The sequence below is a fragment of the Streptomyces sp. NPDC020747 genome, from assembly GCF_044334695.1.
Classification (GTDB): domain Bacteria; phylum Actinomycetota; class Actinomycetes; order Streptomycetales; family Streptomycetaceae; genus Streptomyces.
This window is the reverse complement of the sequence record NZ_JBIRTJ010000003.1, coordinates 595,567-618,195: the sequence shown is the minus strand read 5'-3', so window position 1 is coordinate 618,195 and position 22,629 is coordinate 595,567. Positions and strand designations below refer to the sequence as shown.

Sequence of the window (22,629 nt, the reverse complement as noted above, 5' to 3'; positions counted from 1 at the left end):
AGGAGCCACGGGGATGGGATGGGGATGTACAAGGCCGTTGACGCGATTCTGATCAGGGCAGCCGCCCGGCCGCTGGCGGCCCAGGTGCCTCCCTGGCCTGACCTGGACGGCAGTTCCTCCAGCGATGTGAAGCGCTGGCGGGAGTGGATCGGCGAGGTCTGGAGGGACGATGCCACGGCGGCTGCCATCGAGGTCGCCAGCCCGCTTCTGGTCGAGGCCGTGCACGAGGTGCTCGACCGCCGTAGCCTGCGGCCCCGGACCGTCCGGCGTACGGTCATCTCCCTGGTTCGCTACCTGCTGCGGATGCAGCACCGTGCCACTCCCTTCGGCCTGTTCGCCGGCCCCGCGCCCGTACACCTCGGGAACCGGGCTCAGGTCCAATGGGGCGCCGGACACCGGGCTTTCGCCCGAGCCGACGCCGAGTGGCTCAGCGAGATCGTCACCGCCCTGGAGCAGAACCCCGATCTGCTGCGACGCCTGCCCGTGATCGCCGATCCCACCTGCATCGTCCGGGGCACCCGGATCGCCGTACCGCATCAGCCGGGCAAGGACAATCCGGCCGAGGTCACCCTGCGCCGCACACCCGCTGCAGAGGCAGTCCTCGAACTCGCCCGTTCGCCGATCACGTTCGACGACATCGTCGCCAAACTGCACTCCGGCTACTCAGACACACCCACCTTGGTGATCGAGGACATGGTGCGTAGCCTCGTCGCACACCAAACCCTCATCACCAGCCTGCAGGCGCCCATGACCTGTGACGACGCCCTCGGGCACCTGGTGGCCGAACTGGCAGAACTGGCAGCCGTCAGCACCGAGTCCCAGGCAGCAACAGCTGGACAACTCCGGCAGATCCATCAGCTTCTGATCCGGCACGACCATGCCCCGGCCGACGAACAGCGGGCTCTACGCACCGAGGCCATCCAGCGCATGACAGCCCTGCCCGGCGTCACCGAGCGGACCCTGGTGGTGAATCTACTGCCCGACTGCGATGTCGTCCTGCCCGCCGAGGTCGCCCGAGAAGCAGAACACGCCCTTCAAGTCATGGCCCGTATCTCGCCGTTCCCGGCTGGGCCCCCGGCCTGGCAGGACTACCGCGCCCGTTTCCTGGAGCGCTACAGCATGGGCGCCCTCGTCCCGGTCCGCGACCTCACCGATCCAGACATCGGCCTCGGTTTTCCGGCGGGCTACCGCGGCTCCGTCCACAAGCGCCCCGTCCAAGGCACAACCCGCCGGGACGAACACCTCCTGTCCCTCGCCCAACATGCGGCGGCGAACCAGGTACGCAATGTGGTCCTGACGGAAGAGGATCTTGCCGCGCTCGCCGTCGATGAGGTCAATCAGGTCCCTGCCCATGTCGAGTTGTGCTTCTCCGTGCTCGCCACCTCCCTGGATGCCCTGCAGCAGGGGCAGTTCGCGCTGAGCATCGCGGGCCTGTCTCAGGCGGCGGGCACGACGACAGGCCGGTTCCTGGCCATGCTGGAGTCAGCCGACCGCCACCGCATGACGGCCGCGTACGCGGCCATGCCCACGCTCACCGCCGACGCGGAGCGAGCGCAGGTCTCCAGCCCGCCGCTGCGCCACCGCACCCAGAACGTCAGCCGCGCCCTCGCCGTCACACCCCACCTGCTGTCGCTGGGCGAACACAACCCCGCCGCCACACTCGACCTGGACGACCTCGCGGTAACCGCGGACTCGAAGCGCCTCTACCTGGCTTCGCTGTCCACCGGCAAACTCATCGAGCCGTCGATGATGAACGCCGTCGAACTCACCAACGCCACCCATCCGTTGGTCCGCTTCATCACCGAGGTGCACCGCTCTCACACAGCCGTGCTGACCCCCTTCGCCTGGGGAGCCGCCGCCCGACTCCCCTTCCTGCCCGAAGTCCGCACCGGCCGCACCATCCTCTCGCCCGCCTGCTGGCGCCTGCGACTAAGCGACCTCGGCCACAACGACAATCCCGGCCGGCTACACCGCCTCACCAACTGGCGCTGCCGCTACGGCGTAACCCGCACCGTCTTCCTCGGCTCCGACGACCAGCGCCTCCGCCTCGACCTCGACCACCCCACCCACCAACACCTCCTGTGCGTGGAGTTGGAGCGCACCGGCACCGCGACACTGCACGAGGCACCCGAGGACGAGGCACACGGCTGGCTCGGCCACGCCCACGAAATCACCATGCCGTTCGCCTCAAGCCTCCCGCCTGCAGTGCACCACCCCCGAACGACTTCGGTCGTACGGCGCGACAGCGGGCGTCTGCCGGGCACCTCCCCATGGGCGTACCTGAAGATCTACTGCCACCCCAAACGCGTCCCGGAGATCCTGACCACACACCTGCCCGGTCTGTTCCAGGACTGGGCAGGCGGCGAGCCGTTGTGGTGGTACACGCGCTACAGCGATCCGGACACCCATCTGCGTCTGCGCCTCCGACTGCCGGCCCCCGATGCCTTCGGCACCGCCGCGCAGCACGTCGGAGCCTGGGCGGCGGAACTCCGCAACACCGGACTGATCCGCAGCATCCAGTGGGACACCGACGAACCGGAAACCGGTCGCTACGGCACAGGCGACACCCTGGCCGCCGCCGAGCGTGCTTTCGCTGCCGACTCCACCGCCGCTATCGCCCAATGGACGCTCGGCCTGCTTCCCCACCTGCAGCCAGCCGTCACCGCGGCCAGTTTCGTGGACATCGCCGCCACGTTCACCGGCAGCCCGGCGGCCGGGCGCCGCTGGCTGACCGAGCACCTACTCAAAGGGGAAGGCGAGATGCCTTCGCGTGATCTCCAAGCACTGGCCATACAACTGACCGCCCCGGACAGCGACTTCACCGCGCTACGAGCCCTGCCAGGCGGCGAACGCGTCGTCACTGCCTGGGCCAGTCGCCGCGCCGCACTGGAGACGTACCGGACCGCCCTCACCGACCACGGCGCCGAACCCACCGACGTACTGCCGTCTCTGCTGCACATGCACCACAACCGGGCAGCCGGCATCGATCCCGACAACGAGACCATCTGCCGCCATCTGGCCCGCACCGCCGCCCTGTCCTGGAGCGCCCGCACCGAAGGAGCACCACGGTGACCACCGGCGTCAGACCCATCCCCGAGCAGGACACCGCCTTCCGGCAGTCCCTCGCCCACGGCCCCCTGGGTATCGCCCTGCTCCACATCGAACACGCCCGCCAAGGCCGTGGATCGTGGCAGGCCGTCCACCGTCGACTCGCCGCCGTCGGCCCACTGATCGACGGCGGCCAAGCGGGCCTGTTCCTCGGCGCACCCGCGATGGCGTACGCCTTGCACATAACCGCCGCCGACGGCAACCAATACGCCGGCGCCCTCAACACCCTCGACCGCATCGTGGCAACGCACACCCGAAGCCGCCTGGAGGCCGCCCACACCCGTATCGATCAGGGCCGACCCACCAGCTTCGCCGAGTACGACCTACTGCGCGGCCTCACCGGCCTCGGAGCCCTCCTCGTACGCCGCACCCCCGACGGCCCAGAACTCAAAGGCGTCCTGGAATACCTGGTGCGCCTGACCGAGCCGCTCCCCGGCCCCGGCGGACGCCCACGGCCCGGCTGGTGGGTGGGGCACAGCCCCGTCAGCCTCAGCGCACCCACCCCCGACGGCCACGCCAACGCCGGGCTGGCCCACGGCATCACCGGGCCCCTGGCCCTCCTCGCACTCGCCCACCTGCGCGGCACCACCGTGCCCGGCCACCAGGAGGCGATGCTGCGCATCTGCCACTGGCTGGACCACATACGCGTCGACGACCACCGAGGCACCCGATGGCCACGCTGGACCACCGACACCACCCTGAGCCCCACGCACCCGGCCGCACCATCCTGGTGCTACGGCACCCCCGGCCTCACCCGCGCCCAGCAACTCACCGCCATCGCCCTCGGCGACACCAACCGCAAACGCATTGCCGAACGAGCACTCCTGCACTGCCTGGCCGACCCTCTCCAACTCGACCAACTCACCGGTCGGGGCCTGTGCCACGGCATCGGCGGCCTCATACGGGTAGTTCAGCGCGTCGCCCAGGATGCCGACGAACCTGCCGCCTTCACCAGCTTCCTGCCGCATCTCACCGAACTTTTCCTCGCCGCCGAGACACCTACGGAAGCCGGGTTCCTCGAAGGCACGGCCGGAGCCGCGCTCGCCTTCCAAGGCATCGAAACCGACGAGGTACCGGCCAGAGACTGGGATGCCTGCCTGCTTCTCGCCTGACATGACAGAGACCCCGAAAGGAGGAAGAGGTGGACCTGCACGACACCAGAACGGCAGAACGAGCCGTCCACGCCGTCTTGGCCGGCACGCCGATCGAGACGGTCGCCGCCCGGCTGCACTCCTCACCGGAACACCTGGCCGAAACCGTCAAGCTGTACTGCGCCGCTGGACGAACAGCACTCGACGCACGATCGTTCACCTCCGACTGGCAGCAGGTGAACATCGAGTTCACCGACTACCCGACCGCCCAACGCGCCTTCCTCGTCTACCTGCTGCCGTCTCTACGCGAAGCCTGCGACATCGGGGCCATCGGCGCCTGGTGGTTCGTCCGCAAGTTCCCATGCTGGCGTCTCCGTGTCGTTCCCGGCCCGCAACCGATGGGCGACTGCGCATCGGAGCCCATCCATGCGGCTCTCGACAGCGCGGTGTCGTGGGGCGTGGTCAAGCGCTGGTGGCCGTCGCCGTACAAGGCCGAGACGGTGGCCTTCGGCGGCACTGACGGGATGAGGATCACCCACGCCTTGTTCCATGCGGACAGCGTGGGAGTTCTCGACTACCTGCATGGTCCGGCAGCAGAAGACAGCTTCCCGCCCGACGCGAAGACGACCTCGCTGATCATCACCGCCCTGTTTCTGCGCGCCGCCGACCAGGAATGGAGCGAGCAGGGCGACGTGTGGGCGCACGTCGAAGCCAAGCGCCCTCTCCCCGACGATGTTCCGCCGGAGCGGGTGACCGCCATGAGCGGCACGGTGCGCAAGCTCCTGACGGCCGACACCACAACTGCCCTCACCGGCGGCAACCCTCTGGCTCCCCTCGCCGAGTGGGCCGACGCGATCGAGCGCGGCGGCCAGGCCCTCGGGAACGCCGGCCGCGAAGGACAACTCGTCCTCGGCACACGCGGCATCCTCGCCCGCCACATCCTGTTCCACTGGAACCGCATGGGCTTCACCACGCGTCAGCAGGCCATCTGGTCACGGGCGGCACGAGAGACCATCCTCGGAAGCTAGCCCGTCGCGACGAGACCTCCTCAAGGACCGACCGTGGTGTATGAACTGATCGCCATCTGCGACGCGTGCAAGCAAGCAGTAGCCGACGGCGAAGGCAGCCTCTGGGTGGGCATTGCGGAAGTCGACCGGTGCTCCACCAATATGCACGCGCGGGAGATCCTCGAAACCGAGCACGAGGCACCGGGAGTTCAGTCCTTCGACGCGGCGGAGAGCCCGATGTCGTATCCCGAGGCGACCGGCACGCGGCTCACGCCGACCGTGCCGTCCAGGATCCATCGGTAGGCCGACATGGCAGGACGGCACTCACACCCAAGGAGGCTGGCCACTACCATCGGCCCACCGGTCTAGACGATCGGCATGGACGATCTGGATGCCGGCAGCCTTGGCCAGTCTCGCTGCGGGGACGGTGATGCCTCCGGTGGTCACGAGCAAAGCCATGTCCGCATGGTGGACGTGAAACACAGTGCCGGCGAACTTCTGCAGATCAGGGCTGGCAACCTTGCCCCGATATTGCTTGCACTGGATCACAATCTTGCGCCCGTCAGGGGCGTAGGCGATGACGTCCGCCCCGAGGTCGCCAGCCCCACCGGTTATCTGCACACGGGTACAGCCGTCCTTACGACACAAATCAGCGACGGCATGCTCGAACTCGGCAGGAGACAAGGCAAACCAGTCGGGTGCCACGCGCGACGCGGCAAGAGCAGGCGCGGGCTTCTCCAGGGCACGCGCCTGCTCCTTCAGGAACGCAGTCAATCGAAGAAGATCCTGATACCGCTCCGCACGGCCGTCGGAGGTCTCAAAGACCGTTTTAAGAGCGCGGTAAGCGTCATCCGCCTCACGGAGTCGGCGCGTGTAATCGTCCGAGCTGTAGTTGGTCCGGGCCCCTGCGGGCAGGATCTCGCCCACAGTCACGGTGTGGAACAGCCGACTGCCGTTGACATAGGACACGACCTGGCAGGTGGTGTCGAATTCCCCGATACGATACTGAACGAGCCTCACGGTGGCTTTGCCGTCATCGACAGCCGAGATACCGATACCCAACTCGACAGGCATGTCCCACGAGTCGTACCGGTGATCGTACGTGCCTGTGTACTGCTTCGACTCCAGCACGGTTCCGCTGCCGAGGATGTCCTCGCGCGCCTCCTCCATGGCTTTCGTCCATACAGCGCGCTGACCGCCAGGCATGCTCGCAAGGGCTTTCTCCGCCGTCGAGCGAACCGTGAAGTCGCTGACGTGACCGGGGTTCCCGAACCACATGCGTACCGGTCTCCTCCGCAATCCTTTAGCAGACCCCCAGCAGTGTTCCGGACATGATCCTAGGCCCAAGGCGGCTCAGTGGCCGTAGGCGGTCAGCGACCGCATGACGGGCTATCGGGAAAGCAGCTCGCGAGATGCCCCAGCCGAGGTTCAAGCCCCTCCCCAGCCGACACCGAAACCGTCACCGCCACCCGAAGACTCTTGTCGTCACAGACGCGCATCCCCCTCTATCAAAGCGTGATAAGTCGGGCAAAGTTACCGATTCGCTCAGTCGAGGGCGGAGAAGGAGGAGTGCCCGCGGTGGCCAGCACCAACAGCCACGGGAACCCGGATCCGCAGGTGACACCCCGATCGCCCGGGCCGCGCCGGAGTGCAAGGCGAAGATCCTGGCCGAGTACGAGACCTTGGCTAAGCAGGGCAAGGGGCCCTTGCTGCGCAGGGAGGGCTTGCACTCGTCACTGATCACGACTTGGCGGCAGCAACGGGACAAGGGCGCCGAGGCGGCGCTCGCCGCGCCGGCGGAGTGACCAAAGGCCGACCCGAGGGACAAGGAGATCACCCGCCTGCAACCCCAGGTCGCCCGGCTGGAAACCGAGTTGGGCAAGACCCGCACTGTCATTGAGGTGCAGGGAAAGCTCTCCGCGATGCTCGGCCAACTCGCCACGGACAGCGCCACGACGAACGGCGAGAGCGCGTGACCCTCACGGACACAGACACGGACACAGGGCTGGATCCAGTGGCCGACACGGTCCTCGAGGACGCCCGCGCACCATCGCCGCATATAGCAATTGCCTCAAGCTATAGCCAAGTTGCACGAGCAATACGTCCGGAACCGGCCACAGTGGTTCAGTGAACGTGAGTAGGATCACCTTCCATCCGGCAGCCGGATCGGGCCGCCGCAGTGTCTGCTCAGCCGTTCTCTCCAGCTCATGAAGGTGGATGGATGACGACTCCCACCGTCGGGACGTTGCTTCTGCGGAACAGGTACGAAATCACCGGGGGTCCACATACAGGTGATGGCGAATCCCAGATCTGGGAGGCGTTCAGCGACGGCTACACGTACCTGCTCAAGACGTGGACGTATGAGGGCGAGCAGCCGGACCGGGTGCAACGCGCCCTGTGGGACCAGGAACTGCGCACCCTGTACAAGGTCGCGAGCAGCCCGAGATCGGACGACGCACTGGTCGTACTCAAGGACGCCGGCCTCGACCGGGACCACCAGTGCTTCGTCATGGTCCTGGAGGCACCGGGCTACAAGCGCGTCGCCGACGCGTTGCAGCACCGCGCCCGCTACCCGTGGCTCTCGAACCGGGGAACGGCCGCGCGCGAACAGTTGTGGGGCGGCCTGCGGCGCGTCGCCACGGGGCTGAACCTTCTACACGAGCGACAGGTCCTGCACCGGGGCGTGGACCTCGATTCCATCTTCTTCGACGAGGACCTCGGCGCCGAATCCCTTCGGCTCGGCGGCTTCGAATGGTCCGTCAAACTAGGTCGGCCGGTGGGGACCCAGCCTCCTGACGGCTGGCCGGTTCCGCCGGAGCGCACTGTGGGAGGCTTAACCGCCTGGCGGCAGGACGACGACTGGTTCGCCCTTGGCATCCTCTGCGCACGGCTGCTGCTCGACCTCGAACGCTTCACCACTAATGCCCCGCCCGAGCGTCACGCACGGGTACTCAAGGCCATCGACACCGCCAAGCACGAGCTGACCGAGGCCGAGCGCAAGCTGCTGCTGGACCTCGTCGCCGCAGATCCACTGGAGCGCCTGACCGCGCCGTACGACATCATCAGTCGGATCCAGGACATCGCGCGGGCCCTGGCAAACCCCCTGCGCACCCAGCAGGAGGACGTGCAGTACGTCCTTGCCCTCGATCTGCGGCGGCTGGAGTTCATCGATCACCTGATGGAGAGCGGGCTGCGCGACCACTTGCGGCTCGACACCATGGGGACCTTTATCCCCGGGGATCCGGTCCACCGAAAGGAGGCATGCGAGTTCGTCCGCCAGGACCTGCAGAAGCCTCTTTTGTACGCCGTCCCGGGCAGGCCGTACTTCATCCTCGTCGGCGGCAGGCTCAGTCTGAAGATTACGATGCACCGGGGGAAGGACGGAACGTCCAGCTGGCAGGTCGCGGACTGCCGGTCCGCCCAGCCACTGCTCTTCAGCGAGGGCGACGACAGCTTCCGCGAACTCCCGCCCGGCCGCGTGTTCGCCTATGCCAGGGACGAGGTGGCCCGCGACCGTACGATCGCGCAGAACGCCACGTCATGGGAGCCCGTGCTGCCGAAGATCGACCGCAGTGCGCAGATCTCACGCGAGCTCAGTCGCTTCCACGAGTTCGTCCGTGTGAGTAACCAGATCGAGCTGCTTCTCCTCGACTCACAAATCTTCCCGTACGAGGTCGTCCGCGGCCCGTGGCTGGAGGACGGGGTGGAGTGGGCCGTGGTCAAGGAGCGCGCGCGCCCGGAAGGACACGAAGTCTTCGAAGCGTTCCAAGTGGACTTGATCGACTTCTTGCAGAAGGAAGTTCGGGGCAGCGACCGGTCCAAGGTCATCCTGTCGGGAGCCCGCGACGGCGCCCGTTTGAAACTCCCGCCGCGGGATCCCCATTCCGACGACGACGGCAACGTGTGGCAGGTCGATGCCATGGACCAAGCAACCGAGTTCGTCACGCTCAGCCGCCCCGGCCTAAGCAAGGGTCGCGTAAAGCTGGAGACGGAGGGATTCCTCCGCAGCGCCGGCATGCCCGGACAGATCAGCCTGTTCCGGCGTCGAAAGAAGGCCATCGATGCCCTCGACCAGCATGGATACCTCTTGCGGTCGTTGGCCACCCCGAGCCACGTCCGCATGGACACAGGCGCTTCCGAGCTTCCAGTCGAACTTGACCACGAACGGGTCGACGAGCCCAAACGCGCCAGCATCGAGGACATCCTCCGGGTGCGACCCATCTACACGTTGCAAGGGCCGCCCGGTACAGGCAAGACCACCCTCGTCGCCTGGCTGCTGCGTGAGATCCTCGCAGAGGATCCCGTCGTCCAGGTACTGGTCACGGCCCAGGCCCACGGAGCCGTCGACGTGCTCAGGTCGAAGGTGGGTGAGGCGTTCCAGGACGTACCCGAAACTGACAGGCCACTGCAGATCCGGCTGCGAGGACCCCACAAGGCCGGAACCGCACTGCCGGAGGACGGTGTCGAGGGCGTGGCCAGGCAAGTGCTCCAACGCAGCATCTCCCAACTCAGTGCCACGAGTTCCCCCAGCGAGGTTCAGCTCGCCTGGCTGGAGGACGCGAAGGCCATGGTCAGTGAGATCAACATGATGCAGGAGCAAGGGGATCTCGGCCGCCGCTCGTCGGACTTCGTCGAACTGGTCAAACGCGGCGCGAACCTCACGTACTGCACCACCAGTGCCGGCGACTTGGTCGCCCTCGCCGCAGGCCAGGCGTTCGACTGGTCAATCGTCGAGGAGGCGGGCAAGGCGCACGCGTTCGACCTCGCGCTGCCACTGCAGGCAGGTCATCGCTGGTTGCTGATCGGCGACCACAAGCAACTGGATCCCTACCGGTACGAGGACTACCAGCAGGGAATCGAGAAGCTGGACCCGGTGGCGCAGACCCTCAGCCGCCTCAAAGTGAGGGCGTCCGGCCTGCTCGACCACGAATGGCTCGACTCATGGGAACGGCGCAGCCGGACAGACCGAGACGAGTTCCGCGAGTACGCCAAGGAGTGGCTGAGGACCTTCCACCGCCTGTACGAGTACTGCGCCGTGGCCACAGGTGCCGACCGTCTCGTCACGGACACCGAAGCGAAGGGAGCGTCTGCGGGGCAGTTGATCGGCCAGCACCGCATGCACCCAGACATCGGCCGCCTCATCTCCGAGGCGTACTACCAGGGGCGACTGGTGAACCGCACCCTAGACGAGAAGGACGAACCGGTGGAGCGCGTGCGTCACGGCTTCCACACCCCGCACGGCATCCGTGACCGGGCCGTGGTCTGGCTCGACGTACCGTGGTGCCGCAAGGACGCCACTACCCGCGAGGTCGGCCCGAACAGCGGGCAGTCGCCGTACACCAATCCAGCGGAGGCGCGCGCGCTCGCCAACTTCCTCCGGGATCTGGGACCGGATGGCGGATGCCAGGGCAAGCTCGCGGTGCTGGCCCCGTACTCCCGGCAGGTGAGCCTGCTCAGCCAGCAGTTGCGGGGCACGATCCTGCCTGCCGGACTACAGGTCCAGCTCGGTCTCAAAGCCGAAGCGATCGACGGCAACCGGTTCCCCACCCACACCGTCGACTCCTTCCAGGGCAACCAGGCGGACATCGTCGCCATCAGCCTGGTCCGCAACAACGAGGAGGAAATCGGCCGCGGCCTGGGGTTCCTCGATGACCCGGGCCGGATGAACGTGCTCCTCTCTCGGGCGGAGCGCATGCTGATCCTCGTCGGGTCCTGGGACTTCTTCCTCCACCAGGTTCAGGCAGTACCTCTCGCGGATGAGTCCCAGCCCCTGTGGTCCTTCAAGAAGATTGTCACCCTGCTCGACGAATGGTTCCTGGACGGCAGGGCTGTGCGTATCCCGGCTGACCTCAGGGAGAACTCTTGATCGTCCTCGTACCTGTGAGCATGTTCAGCGTCAACTTCAGCGTGGCCCGGGGCCGCCCGTACAGCCGTCTGGAGAGGCGGGTCCTGGAAGTGATCGCCGCACACGCTGGTGTCGCCCCCCACCAGGGCGCAACCCTGACCTCGCTGTGCGACACCTTCCGGGTCCACGAACGACTGATGGTCGAAGCCGTAGTGACTCTGGTCGGTGCTGGCTGGTTCGCCGTCACCAGCGGCCGGGAAGCCACTTTCGTCCTCACCGACGAAGGGCAGCAGGCATGCTCGTCGGGAAAGGACCCGGCATCGGTCGTCGTGGCTCCAGCCCCGCCCTGCACGGTCGTCTGCGATCGCACTGCAGGACAGCTGGCCAGGCGTGGTGAAGTGCCGACCGTCTCGAAGCAGGAGGCGCGGCTGGACCTCAACCCGTCCACGCCCTTGCGTATCCGAGGCAGTGCTCTGGACGAGTCCCAGGTTCAGAAGCTGCTGCCGCGCGCCAGCGACGAGTGGGTGCGCAGCATCGGACGGCCCAGGCTCGTGACAACCGGCCGCTACCTCCCTGTGCGCGTCGATCTCGCCGACCAAGCCATCACGGGACTTCCTCGGGGCTGGCATCAGGCGCTGTCGGCCGAAATCCTAGCCGTAGCGCAGGCCAGGCAGGAGGAGCTGGACGCCGCCCCGAACCTCCAGCCGGCGCCGCAGACCGCCGGGAAAGAATCACCCCTGGTACTGGCTCCGCCGCCCGCCACCGGCCAGGCGCACCGCCCGACACCGCTGAGCATCGCGGGGCGGAGATCCCCGGCCTCCGCGGTCGGGGCCTCGACGCTCCCCCAGACAGACGCCACTTTCCCCTGGCTGAACGAAGCCGATCCTCTCGGAAACGGCGGTGACGGTTTCTCGGAACAATCGATCAAAGCCACCTTGTTCTCGGAAGTGTCCGGCGAGGATTCCCACCAACTCCTGATCACCGAGGCGCTGGCCACGGCAGCGAAGCACGTCCTGATCGCCTCGCCCACGGTGAACGCGGAGAGCCTGTCGAAGCTCGGCAACGCGATCCAGGCCGCGGTGTCGCGGGGGGTACGCGTGGATGTCCTCTACGGCGACACGGACGAGGGAACCACCCCCCAGGCCGTCGTCGACCTACTGAACCGGATCGGCTACCACGCTGCGCAACGTGTGGGCCGGGATCTCGTGAAACCAGCCAAGGAGCCGACAGGCAGCGGCGCTGGCCTCCTGATCTTCGATGGGAAGGACGGTGCCCTCGAAGCGGTCATCGGTGACTACGCATGGGCCGGGTCGCCGGGCTCATTGCAGGCACGCTCAGTCCACGTGGGCGGAACCGAGTTCATGGCTCAAGTGGCAAGGGCAGCCGCAGGTCTATGGATGTGGAGCGGTGATCCGGATTCCGCCGACCGATGGCGACGCGTGGCGGACCGCTGCCAGGACAACACCGCAGTCTCCGCGGCTCGGGGAGACCACTTGAAGGATCAGGATCAGGTCCTCGCCGAGCTGATCGTGGACGACGAGCACGCCCAGGTCCCGCAGGGTTCTGAAGGCAACGCCCTGCGGATTGGTGGCGCATGTCGGCACGAGAACGGGTCTGCAGTGGGCATCCGCGGCATCTCGGCGGTGATCCGTCGCCCGGAGGCTTTGGCCATGCCTAGAGAGTGATCTCCCGCGCCGCCATCACGGCAGCGAGAGGCTCCTGGCGCGGGTTCCCCGAAAAGTCTCACCGACCTGGCTGGCCGCTATATCGTCGCGCCCCCACCTGCAGCCCCTGGTCGGACGCTGTGTTACGGCCTTACTCACAGCGAGCCCCGCTTTTGTCTGGCGGCTCCTGAGCGGTGAGAGACTCCTGCCTCGCAGGGAAAGGGGAGACGTCATGAGCTTCGGCTTTCGCGTGGGTGTGCCGGGGATGAGCGTGCGCGTTTCGACGCGAGGGGTACGGACTTCCGTCGGCCCCCGGGCGGCACGCATCAGCATGGGCAGCGGGGGCACCCGGGTCTCGTCCGGTCTGGGCCCGTTCTACGCTTCCAGCTCACTCAGCGGAGGGCGTCGCCGCACCAGCACGAGCCGCACCACGCGTTCCCGAACCGTCGCCCCGTCCGCGGCCCAACTGGACCGTGTTCGGCGCCAAGCCGAACGGGCCCAGCAAGAAGCTGAACGGGATGCCGCAATCGCCCAGTTGCGAGAGCTACGGCAGCAGACGACCAGCGTGCACCTGCAGAACTTCCCGCCGGTCCATCCGCCTGCGGTGCCGGGGCCTCCCCAACTCGGCCTGCCCTGGGCACTGTCAGAAGCCCAGTCCTTTCACCTCACCGGTCTCGGCGTGTTCGCACGTGCCGAGCGAGCGGCTGCCAAGCGAAAGGCCGAAGAAGACGCACCGGCTTACCTGGCCTCCGAGCAAGCTCGCCTCCGTACCGTCCACGGACAGCTCACCGCCGAGGCCGATCAGTGGTGGCGGGCCCTCATGGCCAACGACGAGGAGACCGTCTGCGAAGCGGTCAACTACGCCTTCTCCGACAACCCGGCCGCGGGTTGCGCCGTAGGAGTCGACGGTGCAGTGCTGTCGGTGGTCATGCGGCACCAGGACATCGATTCGCTGCCCGGCCAGACACCTGGCGTCACCCCCAGCGGACGCCCCACCCTCAAGACCCTCACCAAACGAGACCGCACCCTGTGGTGGCTGACCTCCATGGGCTCCAACATCGTCGCCACGCTCAAGGAGGGCTTCGCCACCGCGCCGGCGATCACCGCCATCGACCTGGTCGTGCTCACGCGGCTGCCCGACACGCAACGGCTTGGGTTCGTGGCGTACGGCCGATGGACGCGCCAGGCGATCGAATCAGTCCCATGGCGGGAGACGGAAGACGCGCTGCGGTTCCTCGACCTCGGCCAGGACGTCGCCTGCTCGGTCACCACAACGGCTTCCGGGAACCCGTCGGGCACCATCAAACCCCTGGATACCAGTCGCCTGCCCGGCCTGCAGAACCTGCTCGACCACGCTCAGGACGACAGCGCTTCCGGCGACGCCACGCTGGCCGGCCTGGACAACGACCTCCGTGTCAACGTCCCGGCCGCCCACGGCGAACCGGCCCTCAACCACTACCAGATCCGGCCCTTCGCACAGTGGAGGAGCGACGCCGCCCCGCCACAGCCGCTGGCGGCCGTAGCACCCGTCCCGATTCCGGGCACCCCGCCCGCGACCCTCGTCCCAGGGCAGACACTCACTCTCCCCGAGGGGGCCTGGCACGGGCTGCGGTTCGCCTTCACCTTCGCCGGTGCCGACGCGGACCTCACCCTGTTCCTCACCGATGACCAAAGCCGGGTGACCTCCGACGAGGACTTCGTCTTCTACAACCAACCCTCCGGCGCCCAGGGCGCCGCCCGCCTTCTGGGAAAGCAAGCCGAGGGTCAGCACACCGTCGAACGAGCCGCCGTGCACCTCGCTGCCCTGCCCGCACAGATCCATCGCATCGCGGTCGCGATCAACATGGACGTCGACACCGGCCTGACCTGCGGAGCACTCACGTACGCATCGCTGTCCATGGACTGTGCCACCGGAGCCGCCTGGACCTTCCAGCCACCCTCCGACCCCAGCATCCGCGCCATGGTCATCGCCGAGCTCTACCGGCACACCACGAACGGCCAGCCCACATGGAAGATGCGAGCGATCGGCCAAGGCTGGGCCGAAGGACTCGACGGGCTGGCACGCGCTTATGGGGTCGACGTGGCGTGACCGGGCATCCAGCCGCTGACCTGGGAAAACGGCACAACTTTTGGTTACAGCTTGGGCGCAGGCCCTCACTGGTTGAAATCTCGTGGTCCCCGCCGGGTCCTCACCTGCTGTCCTTACGGCTTTGGTCGCAGGTGGACTCCGTCACGATTACGGCCAAGTCGGCACCCCGCCACCGCGTCGGGTCTGTAGCCGGCCTGGAACCGCGAGCCCGCGTAAGGGAGCCTACTGACTACCGTCGCCCGGTCAGCGAACGGACGTTCTCCAGCAAGGCGTGCAGCAAGAACGGGGGCTCCGTAACGACCGTTCGGGTCGTCTCCAGATATGTCGCCGCGTTCTTCCCGTCGACGCCCTCGCCGGCACGAACGAGTTCCCGCCTGCGCTCGTCCCAGGTCGGCCAGTGCTGGTCGAGATGGGTCTCCAGGGTGTCCTCGAACACGGTGTAGCGGCCGGTCGAGTCGTCGGCGGGCTGGGGATCGGGCGTCGTACCCAGGTACCGGAGAAGATTCGCGTTCTTGGTCCGGTTGTTCCGTGCCTGACGCTCGAACTCCTGCTCCTTGTCCTGCCGTTGCTGCGGGAGGAGGAGTTGCACCGACGCCCGCTTACGCTCCTCCATACCGGCGTCGCCGTCGAACACGACGTAGCAGGGCACGCCCAGGGCGCTGAAGAGTGCGTCAGAGATCATGAGGTTGTCCTTGCCATGGACCTCGATGACGCTGATGCCCTCCGCGCCCAGGTTGATCCCTGACCGGTCCGCGCAACCGGTGATCACTCCCTCGTCCCCGCGCCCCTCGACCAACACCACGGCATGGGCGAAGAAGCCCTCCGCCAGCGAGCCGCTCAGCGTGCCCTCGGTCCTGCTCCTGATCACCTTCTTGTCGACGAGCCCGTCCAAGGCCCCGCACAGGTCCTCCTCCGTGGCCTGCCACACTTCGGTGACGGGGTGCCCCTCGCCGGCAGCGCGACCCAGGCGCCGAATCTGGTGATACCCCTTCGGATCGATGAACACCGGGTTGTGGGTGGCGTACATGACCTGAGTACGCGCCTGCGGCGAGGTGGCGACCAGTTCGCGGAGCACCTTCGCGAAGGTCCGCGCCTGGGGAGGGTGCTGGAAAAGCTCAGGCTCCTCGATGGCCAGGCACAGCGTCCGCATGCCGTCGGCCGAACGCCTGCGATCGGCGAGGTACTTCAGCGCCGCGATGATCAGGGCACGCTGGAAACCGTGACCTTGCCGGTGCACCGAGGTATGAGCAGCACCGTCCCGGATGCTCACCTGGAAGGTTGTTCGGGCGGGCCTCGGAGCCTGCACCGTGGGGGTCACGACCACCTTGCGTCCAGTGGTGAACTTGGCGACCTCCGCCGACAGCGCGGCCGACACCTCGTCCAGCACAGGGCCGTACACCTTGCTGTGCACTTCCTGCCGGGCCAGATGAGCGTTCTCCTCGATCTCGCCGAGTTGCTCGTTGGCCTGTGAGCGGTCCACGGCATGGTCGAGGATGCGGCCGAGCGCGGTCGCCTTCTGATCGTCGGCCTCCTCGTACGCCCGCAGATCAGCGGAGACGAACACGAAGTCGATCAGCTGGGCGAGCCTGCTCTGCCCGGCAAAGCCGAAGAAGTGCGTGTCCTCGACCTCGGCCTCGGTGAGACGGTCGCGATTGGCCAACTCCCACGTGCGCATCGCCTCCAGGACCTTGTCCTTGGTCCCGGCGGCCGACAGCCCCAGGCTCGTATCGCTCTCCCTCAACTGGTCATAGGCACGCCGCAGTTCCATGGCCTTCTCGTTCTTGCGCACCTCCTCGAACGGCCCGTACGCGAGCGCCTTGCCCGTGATCTTGTCCTCGCCGTTCTGCCAGGTACGCCAGATGCTCACGCTCGCGACGCCGTCGGGCGCGTACCGCCCGAGAGTCTGGCGATCGTGATCGGTGAGTCCGTCGAACTCCACCTCCACGGAGATTCGGCCTCCCTCGGCCGCCGAGTGGATGTCGTCGTCGCTGAGGGCGACACCCTTCTCTCCGTTGAAGAACCAGTCGAGCGCACGCAGCACGGTGGACTTGCCAACCCCGGTCGGCCCGATGAAGGAGGTGATGTCTTCGAAGGACACGTCCACCTTGTGCAGACAGCAGAAGTTCTCGATGCGAACGCGTTTGATCTTCACGGTCGTCCTGTGCGCTTGAGGCGGGAGGGGCATATGAGTGCCCACGTGACGATCGTGACGCTAGCAGCGCGCCTGACAGCCCATCAGTTGATTTCCCCTGATAGGTGATTCCTCGGAATCGAGCACCGTTCCTGCCATGAAGTCCCGCGACGATCACCGATATCTACAGCGCGTACACCGGCTTGGCCTCCTCCCCCGCCGCGGCCTCGGCCCACGTGCTCCAGCGACGCTCGATCGAGACTCCGACACACTCAACTCAAAACCTCACTACGATCACCGGCCATGGACTGGCTCGGGCGGATCGCGAAGCTCAGGCAGTGGACCAGGAGCGGAACGCGCGCCCCGCACAAGCCACTGCTGCTCCTGCACGCCCTCGGCCGATTCCAGCAGGACGCCGACAGCGAACTCCGCTACAGCGCGGTGGAGAAGGACCTGCAGAGCCTGCTGACCGAGTACGGCCCGCCCAACAAGACAACGCCCGCCTACCCGTTCCACCATCTCGTCAGCGACGGGGTGTGGGAAGTGCGCACCGACCACGGGCATGGCAGCCCCGGGACCGGCGTGCGGGTCCTCCGGGAGACGGGCGCCACCGGCCGGCTCGCACCGGAACTCAGAACCGCGCTGCGCGGCGAACCCGAACTGCTGGGACGGATGGCGCGGTTACTGCTCGACCTGCACTTCCCGCCCTCGCTCCACAGCGAGTTGTGCGAAGCCATCGGCCTGGAACTGGAGCCGGCGGAGACCGCGCACCTCGTGCCCGCCCGCAGACAGCGGGACCGGCGCATGCGCGAACTGGTGCTCACCGCCTACGAGTACCGGTGCGCCTTCTGCGGCTACGACGGCAGGATCGGCACAGTCCCGGTCGGGCTGGAAGCCGCACACGTACGCTGGTGGGCCTTCGGAGGACCGGACAAGGTCGACAACGGGCTGTGCCTCTGCTCGCTGCACCACAAGCTCTTCGACAAGGGCGTCCTCGGAGTCGACGACGGCCACCGCATACTCGTCTCCCAGCACTTCGTCGGCCACAGCCCCGCCGCCCGCGAACACGTCGTCGCCCTCGCCGGCCGTCCGCTCATCGGCCCACAGCCAGGCGCACACCCTGTCGGAGCCGACCACCGCGCCTGGCACACCAGCCAGGTCTTCCACGGCACGCCACGCCCCGCCACTACGGCCTGACGGATGACCGACACCTCCTCTCGACCCCCCTCCCTGAAGTCGGCCTGCCTTCCCGCCTCGGCGGTGTCCACCCCGAGCAGGCCCGCGTTGCCGACCCCTCTCCGCCCCGAGTTGTTCGGCCGCCGTTGAACCCTCCTCCGTCCGCTCCTGCAATGGCGCCCTTCCGCCCAGCGCTCACTTCCAGGGCTCGGCAACTCCTCAGCCACCAAGAGGGGCTCCCGGCGACTCCGATCGGACGGCGTGCCCATAGCGTGCCCGTAAGACCGGTCAACCACGGTCAACGGCGGTGCGATCCTGCACCTTCGAGCGCCACGCCCGGCCGCATATGCCCAGGTCAGAAGCTATCCGGCCGCCCAAGCGCCGTAGCTTCCCAAGCTGAGAGTGCGAGTTCGATTCTCGTCACCCGCTCCATGACAAAGGCCCAGGTCAGTGACCCGGGCCTTTTTGCTGTCGCCGTGATCGCGTCCCGCCAGGTGGTGTAGCCGATCAAGTGCTCGGAATGCGCAGGTCATCGCGACACTGACGTGATCCAGGGCCGCCGATGGCGCTGACGGCAGGTCAGCCGCGCGCGACGCGGTAGCCGTTGCCCATCAGATGGCCGACGCGCGGCTTACCGGAACGCGTCGAGCAAGGTCGCTTACGCCACGAGGCGGGACACGACCCCTGAAGCACGGCTGGTTGCCCGCACGGGACACTCTGCCGGGCGCAGGAGTTCTAGAGCTGCCACGCAGCCGCAGGGGCCGTTATCCGCACAGCGGCCGGTATGCGAAGTCCGGTAGTCGGCTTTCCCATTCACGCCGGCCGGGCAGCGTGTCTGCCCTCGCGCACATGAGGTCCGCCGTGTGCTCCGGATCCGTGGCCCAGCGGCGTCCGGTGAAGCCGGCGGTGGTCCACACCTGGTCTCCGTCGGCGGAGATCGCGGCGTCGGTGAAGGTCTCGCCTGGGCTGTGCAGGGTGTTGGTGACGGTGGGGCGTTGGGGCTGCGTGGTGTTCCACACGATGGCGGTGCCGTCCTGCGCCGCGCTCAGAAGGGTGTGGCCGTCGGCGGTGAAGGCGAGTCCCACGAGGTGGGCTGTGTGGGGGCGGAGTGCGCCGGACGCTGGGGCCGGGCGGCGCAAGGGGTGCCGTAGGTCGAATCGCCACAGCCGGACGGTGTCGTCCTTGGCCCCGGTCGCCAGGAGTGGTCCGCCAGTCGCGACCGTGGTCACGAGGGAGTCGTGACCGGGCAGTCGGTGGAGCGGGCTGCGTACGGTTCCCTGGGCTCGGGCGTCCCAGATCCGGGCCCGCTGGTCGCTGTCCGCCGTGACGAGCAGACGCCCGCCGGCGGCGAAGGCGACGTCGCTGACCCCGGTGACCTTTGCGTCGGTGAACAACGCCCGGCGGGTGAGGTGGTCCTGTTTGCCTGTCAGGTCCCACAGAGCGGTGCTGCCGCTGGTGGAGGCGGCGGCCAGTCGACGGCCGTCCGGGGTGAAGGCGAGGGACGAGACCCGGTCGCGTAGTCGGTGGTCGGTGTGCAGGGGGCCCGTGGGGTCGGCGGTGTCCCAGAGGTGGACGTTGCCGTCCTTGGTGCCCGTGGCCACGCGACGGCCGTCGGGGGCGAGGGCCACGGCTGTCACTGGGCCGTGGTGGGGCAGCACACTTCGGGCCACGGGGTGGTCCGGGTCGCGGATCGACCAGAGACGCACGGTGTTGTCGTGGCTTGCCGTGGCGGCGAGGCCGTGTTCGGTGCGTACGGCGATGCTGGTGAGGTCGTTCGTGTGGCCGAGGAGCAAGGGCAGCGGGAAATACCAGAGGTGGGCGGCGCCGCCGTCTGCGGAGCCGGTGAGCAGGACGGGCCGGTCGGGTGCCCAGGTCAGGGACTGGAGGGGGCGCGGGCTGAGGAGGGTGAGCTGGACGTGGCCGGTGCGCGGGTCGCGCAGCCGGAGCGGGCCGAGGGCGTCGCCCTCGGCGAGTCGGGTGCCGTCCGGACTGTAGGCGAGCCCGGCGGCGTAGTTGCCCCCGTGTGGGGCGATGCGCGGCCTCGGGCAGGCACCGCGGCTGTCGAGGTCGCACAGCCACAGAGTCCCATTGGTGAGACTGACCGCGAGGTGTCTGCCGTCGGGGGCGAGAGCCGCCTCGACTACCGGTTGGGTGAACGGCTCGACGTCGACGGCGCGGTAGCTGCCGTGCGCGGTGTGCGCCCAGATGACGGCGGCGCCGTCGCTGTCGCCGGTGGCGATGCGGGAGGCGGCGCGGCTGAACGACACCGACACCAGGCGCCTGCGGTCGGCAGTCAGTTCCCGTACCGGTCCGGGATGGTGAGGGTCGGTGAGGTCCCACAGGCGCAGTGTGCCGTCGTGGTATGCGGCGGCGAACAGGCGCCCGTCAGGCGACATGCGGGCGTCGCGGACATCGCCGGAGGAGTGAAGCCGCGGACCGGGCAGCGGGCGTCTGGTTCCCCGCAGCCACCAGACGCGGACCTCTTGGGAGTTGGCGATGACCAGGGCACGCCCGTCGTGGGTGAAGCCGAGGCCGAAGACGGGATGGTCGCTGCCAAGACTCAGCTCGGCGCTCGGCCGGGGAGTGCCGTCGTGCAGCCGCCACAGCCGCACCAGTCCCTGGCGGGAGCCCGTCGCGAAGAGGCGCTCGGCGGCGCTGCCCTGGCGTCCGGCGGCGAAGGCGGACACCGCTGCCCCGTTGCCGGTGATCACTTGCGGATAGGGCCTCCCGGAACTGCTCAGCAGCGCCTGCCGTGCCTGTTCCTCACCGGGGTCGGTGCGATAGGCGGCCAGAGCGAGCGTCGCGGCGAGGGCCGGATCCGTGGCGCGGAGCACGGTGGTTCTCTCGGCCATGGCCCGGGCCGTGGCCTGCCGCGCCTGGCCGGCCGCCGTGAGCCCTCGGTCGACGGCGAACCCGGCAACCGCCATCAGCAGTACCGTCAGGCCGACCAGGGCGGCGAGGGCGCGGCGCAGTCGGCGCAGTCCCCTGCGTGCCTCACGGGTGCTCGCGGCCAGGAATTCCCTTTCGATCTCCTCGGCCTGATGGGGACGGTCGGCCGCCCACTGCACGGCGACGGCCAGCCCGGCGCCCTGCAGCAGCAGTTCGGGAGCGCGGTCGGCCTCCTTCCAGGTCCTGGCTGCCTCGGCCAGTCTCTGATGGGTGCGGATGCCGTCCCGGTCGGCGTCGATCCAGCCGGCCAGTCGGGGCCAGGCCCGTAGCAGCGCCTCGTGGGAGATCTCCACTGCGGTGCCGTCCACGGTGAGCAGCCGGGCCTGGGTGAAGGCGGCCAGTGCCCGCTCCTCCTCCGTGCCCAGGTGGCCACGGTCGGCGCGGCGGCGAGTATCCGACCCTTCCTCCCCGACCTGCACCAGACGCAGCATCAGGCACCGGGCGGCGGCCCGGTCCTCGCCGGAGAGGTCGAGGTAGGTGCGTTCGGCGGTCTCGGCGACGGCGCCCCGGATGCCGCCGGTGCGGTGGTACCCGGCGATGGTCAGGCGCTTGCCGGTGCGCTGCTGCCAGGTGGTGAGCAGCGCGTGAGAGAGCAAGGGGAGGGCACCGGGATCGTATCCGTGGCCGCCGGGATCCAGATCGTGCAGGAGGACGTCCACCAGGCCGGGCTCCACAGCAAGCCCGGCGAGCTCGGCGGGCCGCTCGATCGCCTCGGTGAGTTCGCTGCGGCTCATGCCGCCGAGTGCGACGGGCCGCTGCAGCGCGGCCACCAGGCCGGGGTGGGTGAGGCAGTGGTCGACGTAGTCGGCGCGCACCGCGAGGACGCCTAGCGGTACGGCGCACAACGCGTCGAGGAAGGCGGTGCGCTCCGCAGGGTCCTCGCAGAGGCTGAACGCCTCCTCCAACTGGTCCACGACCAGCAGGATCCGGTCCATACCCGGCGGTGGATCGCCGACCCGGATCCGCTCGGCGATGACCTCCTTGCTGCAGTGCGTTGCTGGGGCGAGGGCGTCGGCCAGGGCCTGGACAGGTCGGGGTCCAGGGGTGACCACCACACCCTGCCAGTCCCCGCCACCCAGGGCTCCCTCCGCCGCCCGGCACAGCATCCCGGCCCGCAGCAGCGAGGACTTACCTGCCCCCGAGGCGCCGACGACCACAACAGGGCCACCGTCCCGCGCCGCCCGTCGCACCCGGCCCGCCAGGAGCGCGGTGGCCTTCTCACGCCCGAAGAACCAGCGGGCGTCGCCCTGCTCGAACACGGCGAGTCCACGGTAGGGGCACGGCCCGGTCCGCTGGCCCGGACGGGGTGCGGGCGCTTCACACAGACGACGCAGCTCGCCTCCCGCCTTCAGTACGCGGTCGAGTAGCTCGGCGAGATCGCGGTGCGGGCGCTTACGGCCGTGCTCGACGTTGGACAGGTGGCTCTTGCTGTACCGGGTCGCGATCGCCAGCTCGGCCAGTGACAGTCCGCGTTCGGTCCGCAGGCGGCGCATCGCCGCCGCGAAGTCCTCCGGCCCCGTCTCCTGCTGCATCCCGTTCTCCCTGCTCACAAGGCGTATTCCAGTCCTC

At 68.2% G+C, this 22,629-nt stretch carries 11 protein-coding genes; 8 read left to right on the top strand and 3 right to left on the bottom strand.

Annotated features, from left to right (window positions below; all coding sequences use genetic code 11):
- Positions 1-18: 18 nt before the first annotated feature.
- The 4 genes from ACH4YP_RS11860 to ACH4YP_RS11845 are packed head-to-tail and all read left to right on the top strand — an operon-like array spanning position 19 to position 5,509.
- A complete protein-coding gene (locus ACH4YP_RS11860) occupies positions 19-3,072 on the top strand; it encodes a lantibiotic dehydratase (RefSeq protein ID WP_398490430.1) in 3,054 nt (1,017 codons plus the stop codon).
- The gene (locus ACH4YP_RS11855) at positions 3,069-4,220 is read left to right on the top strand and encodes a lanthionine synthetase C family protein (protein WP_398490429.1); all 1,152 of its coding nucleotides are present in this window, start codon (positions 3,069-3,071) and stop codon (positions 4,218-4,220) included. The genes ACH4YP_RS11860 and ACH4YP_RS11855 overlap by 4 nt, the downstream gene beginning before the upstream one ends.
- Positions 4,221-4,249: 29 nt before the next feature.
- Entirely contained in the window at positions 4,250-5,227 is a 978-nt protein-coding gene (locus ACH4YP_RS11850; protein WP_398490428.1) for a thiopeptide-type bacteriocin biosynthesis protein, read from the top strand.
- A 33-nt stretch (positions 5,228-5,260) separates the two neighbouring features.
- Complete coding sequence (locus ACH4YP_RS11845) at positions 5,261-5,509, top strand: hypothetical protein (RefSeq protein ID WP_398490427.1); 249 nt, start codon at positions 5,261-5,263, stop codon at positions 5,507-5,509.
- Positions 5,510-5,530: 21 nt separating this feature from the next.
- Here the strand turns inward: ACH4YP_RS11845 and ACH4YP_RS11840 are convergent, their stop codons facing one another.
- The gene (locus ACH4YP_RS11840) at positions 5,531-6,484 is read right to left on the bottom strand and encodes a restriction endonuclease (RefSeq protein WP_398490426.1); all 954 of its coding nucleotides are present in this window, start codon (positions 6,482-6,484) and stop codon (positions 5,531-5,533) included.
- Between the two features lie 943 nt (positions 6,485-7,427).
- On the opposite strand from ACH4YP_RS11840, the gene ACH4YP_RS11835 reads away from it, so the two are divergent.
- The 3 genes from ACH4YP_RS11835 to ACH4YP_RS11825 all read left to right on the top strand — a co-directional run bounded on the left by ACH4YP_RS11835 (position 7,428) and on the right by ACH4YP_RS11825 (position 14,804).
- The gene (locus ACH4YP_RS11835) at positions 7,428-11,072 is read left to right on the top strand and encodes an AAA domain-containing protein (RefSeq protein ID WP_398490425.1); all 3,645 of its coding nucleotides are present in this window, start codon (positions 7,428-7,430) and stop codon (positions 11,070-11,072) included.
- The gene (locus ACH4YP_RS11830; RefSeq protein ID WP_398490424.1) at positions 11,069-12,736 is read left to right on the top strand and encodes a hypothetical protein; all 1,668 of its coding nucleotides are present in this window, start codon (positions 11,069-11,071) and stop codon (positions 12,734-12,736) included. The genes ACH4YP_RS11835 and ACH4YP_RS11830 overlap by 4 nt, the downstream gene beginning before the upstream one ends.
- Positions 12,737-13,250: 514 nt before the next feature.
- Positions 13,251-14,804 (top strand): TerD family protein, encoded by a 1,554-nt coding sequence (locus ACH4YP_RS11825; RefSeq protein WP_398490423.1) that lies wholly within the window; start codon positions 13,251-13,253, stop codon positions 14,802-14,804.
- A gap of 229 nt (positions 14,805-15,033) precedes the next feature.
- Here the strand turns inward: ACH4YP_RS11825 and ACH4YP_RS11820 are convergent, their stop codons facing one another.
- Positions 15,034-16,956: an ATP-dependent nuclease gene (locus ACH4YP_RS11820; protein ID WP_398490422.1), complete on the bottom strand. Its 1,923-nt coding sequence runs from the start codon at positions 16,954-16,956 to the stop codon at positions 15,034-15,036.
- Positions 16,957-17,238: 282 nt separating this feature from the next.
- Between ACH4YP_RS11820 and ACH4YP_RS11815 the strand changes: the two genes are divergently transcribed.
- On the top strand, positions 17,239-18,132 hold the full coding sequence (locus ACH4YP_RS11815) for a phosphorothioated DNA-binding restriction endonuclease (protein WP_398490421.1): 894 nt from the start codon (positions 17,239-17,241) through the stop codon (positions 18,130-18,132).
- A 743-nt stretch (positions 18,133-18,875) separates the two neighbouring features.
- Here the strand turns inward: ACH4YP_RS11815 and ACH4YP_RS11810 are convergent.
- Positions 18,876-22,592 (bottom strand): helix-turn-helix domain-containing protein, encoded by a 3,717-nt coding sequence (locus tag ACH4YP_RS11810; protein WP_398490420.1) that lies wholly within the window; start codon positions 22,590-22,592, stop codon positions 18,876-18,878.
- Between the last annotated feature and the right edge of the window lie 37 nt (positions 22,593-22,629).

Coding starts and splice junctions, on each gene's coding strand:
- ACH4YP_RS11860 (WP_398490430.1), top strand. CDS start 19: ATGGGGATGTACAAGGCCGTTGACGCGATTCTGATCAGGGCAGCCGCC.
- ACH4YP_RS11840 (WP_398490426.1), bottom strand. CDS start 6,484: ATGTGGTTCGGGAACCCCGGTCACGTCAGCGACTTCACGGTTCGCTCG.
- ACH4YP_RS11835 (WP_398490425.1), top strand. CDS start 7,428: ATGACGACTCCCACCGTCGGGACGTTGCTTCTGCGGAACAGGTACGAA.
- ACH4YP_RS11815 (WP_398490421.1), top strand. CDS start 17,239: ATGGACTGGCTCGGGCGGATCGCGAAGCTCAGGCAGTGGACCAGGAGC.
- ACH4YP_RS11810 (WP_398490420.1), bottom strand. CDS start 22,592: ATGCAGCAGGAGACGGGGCCGGAGGACTTCGCGGCGGCGATGCGCCGC.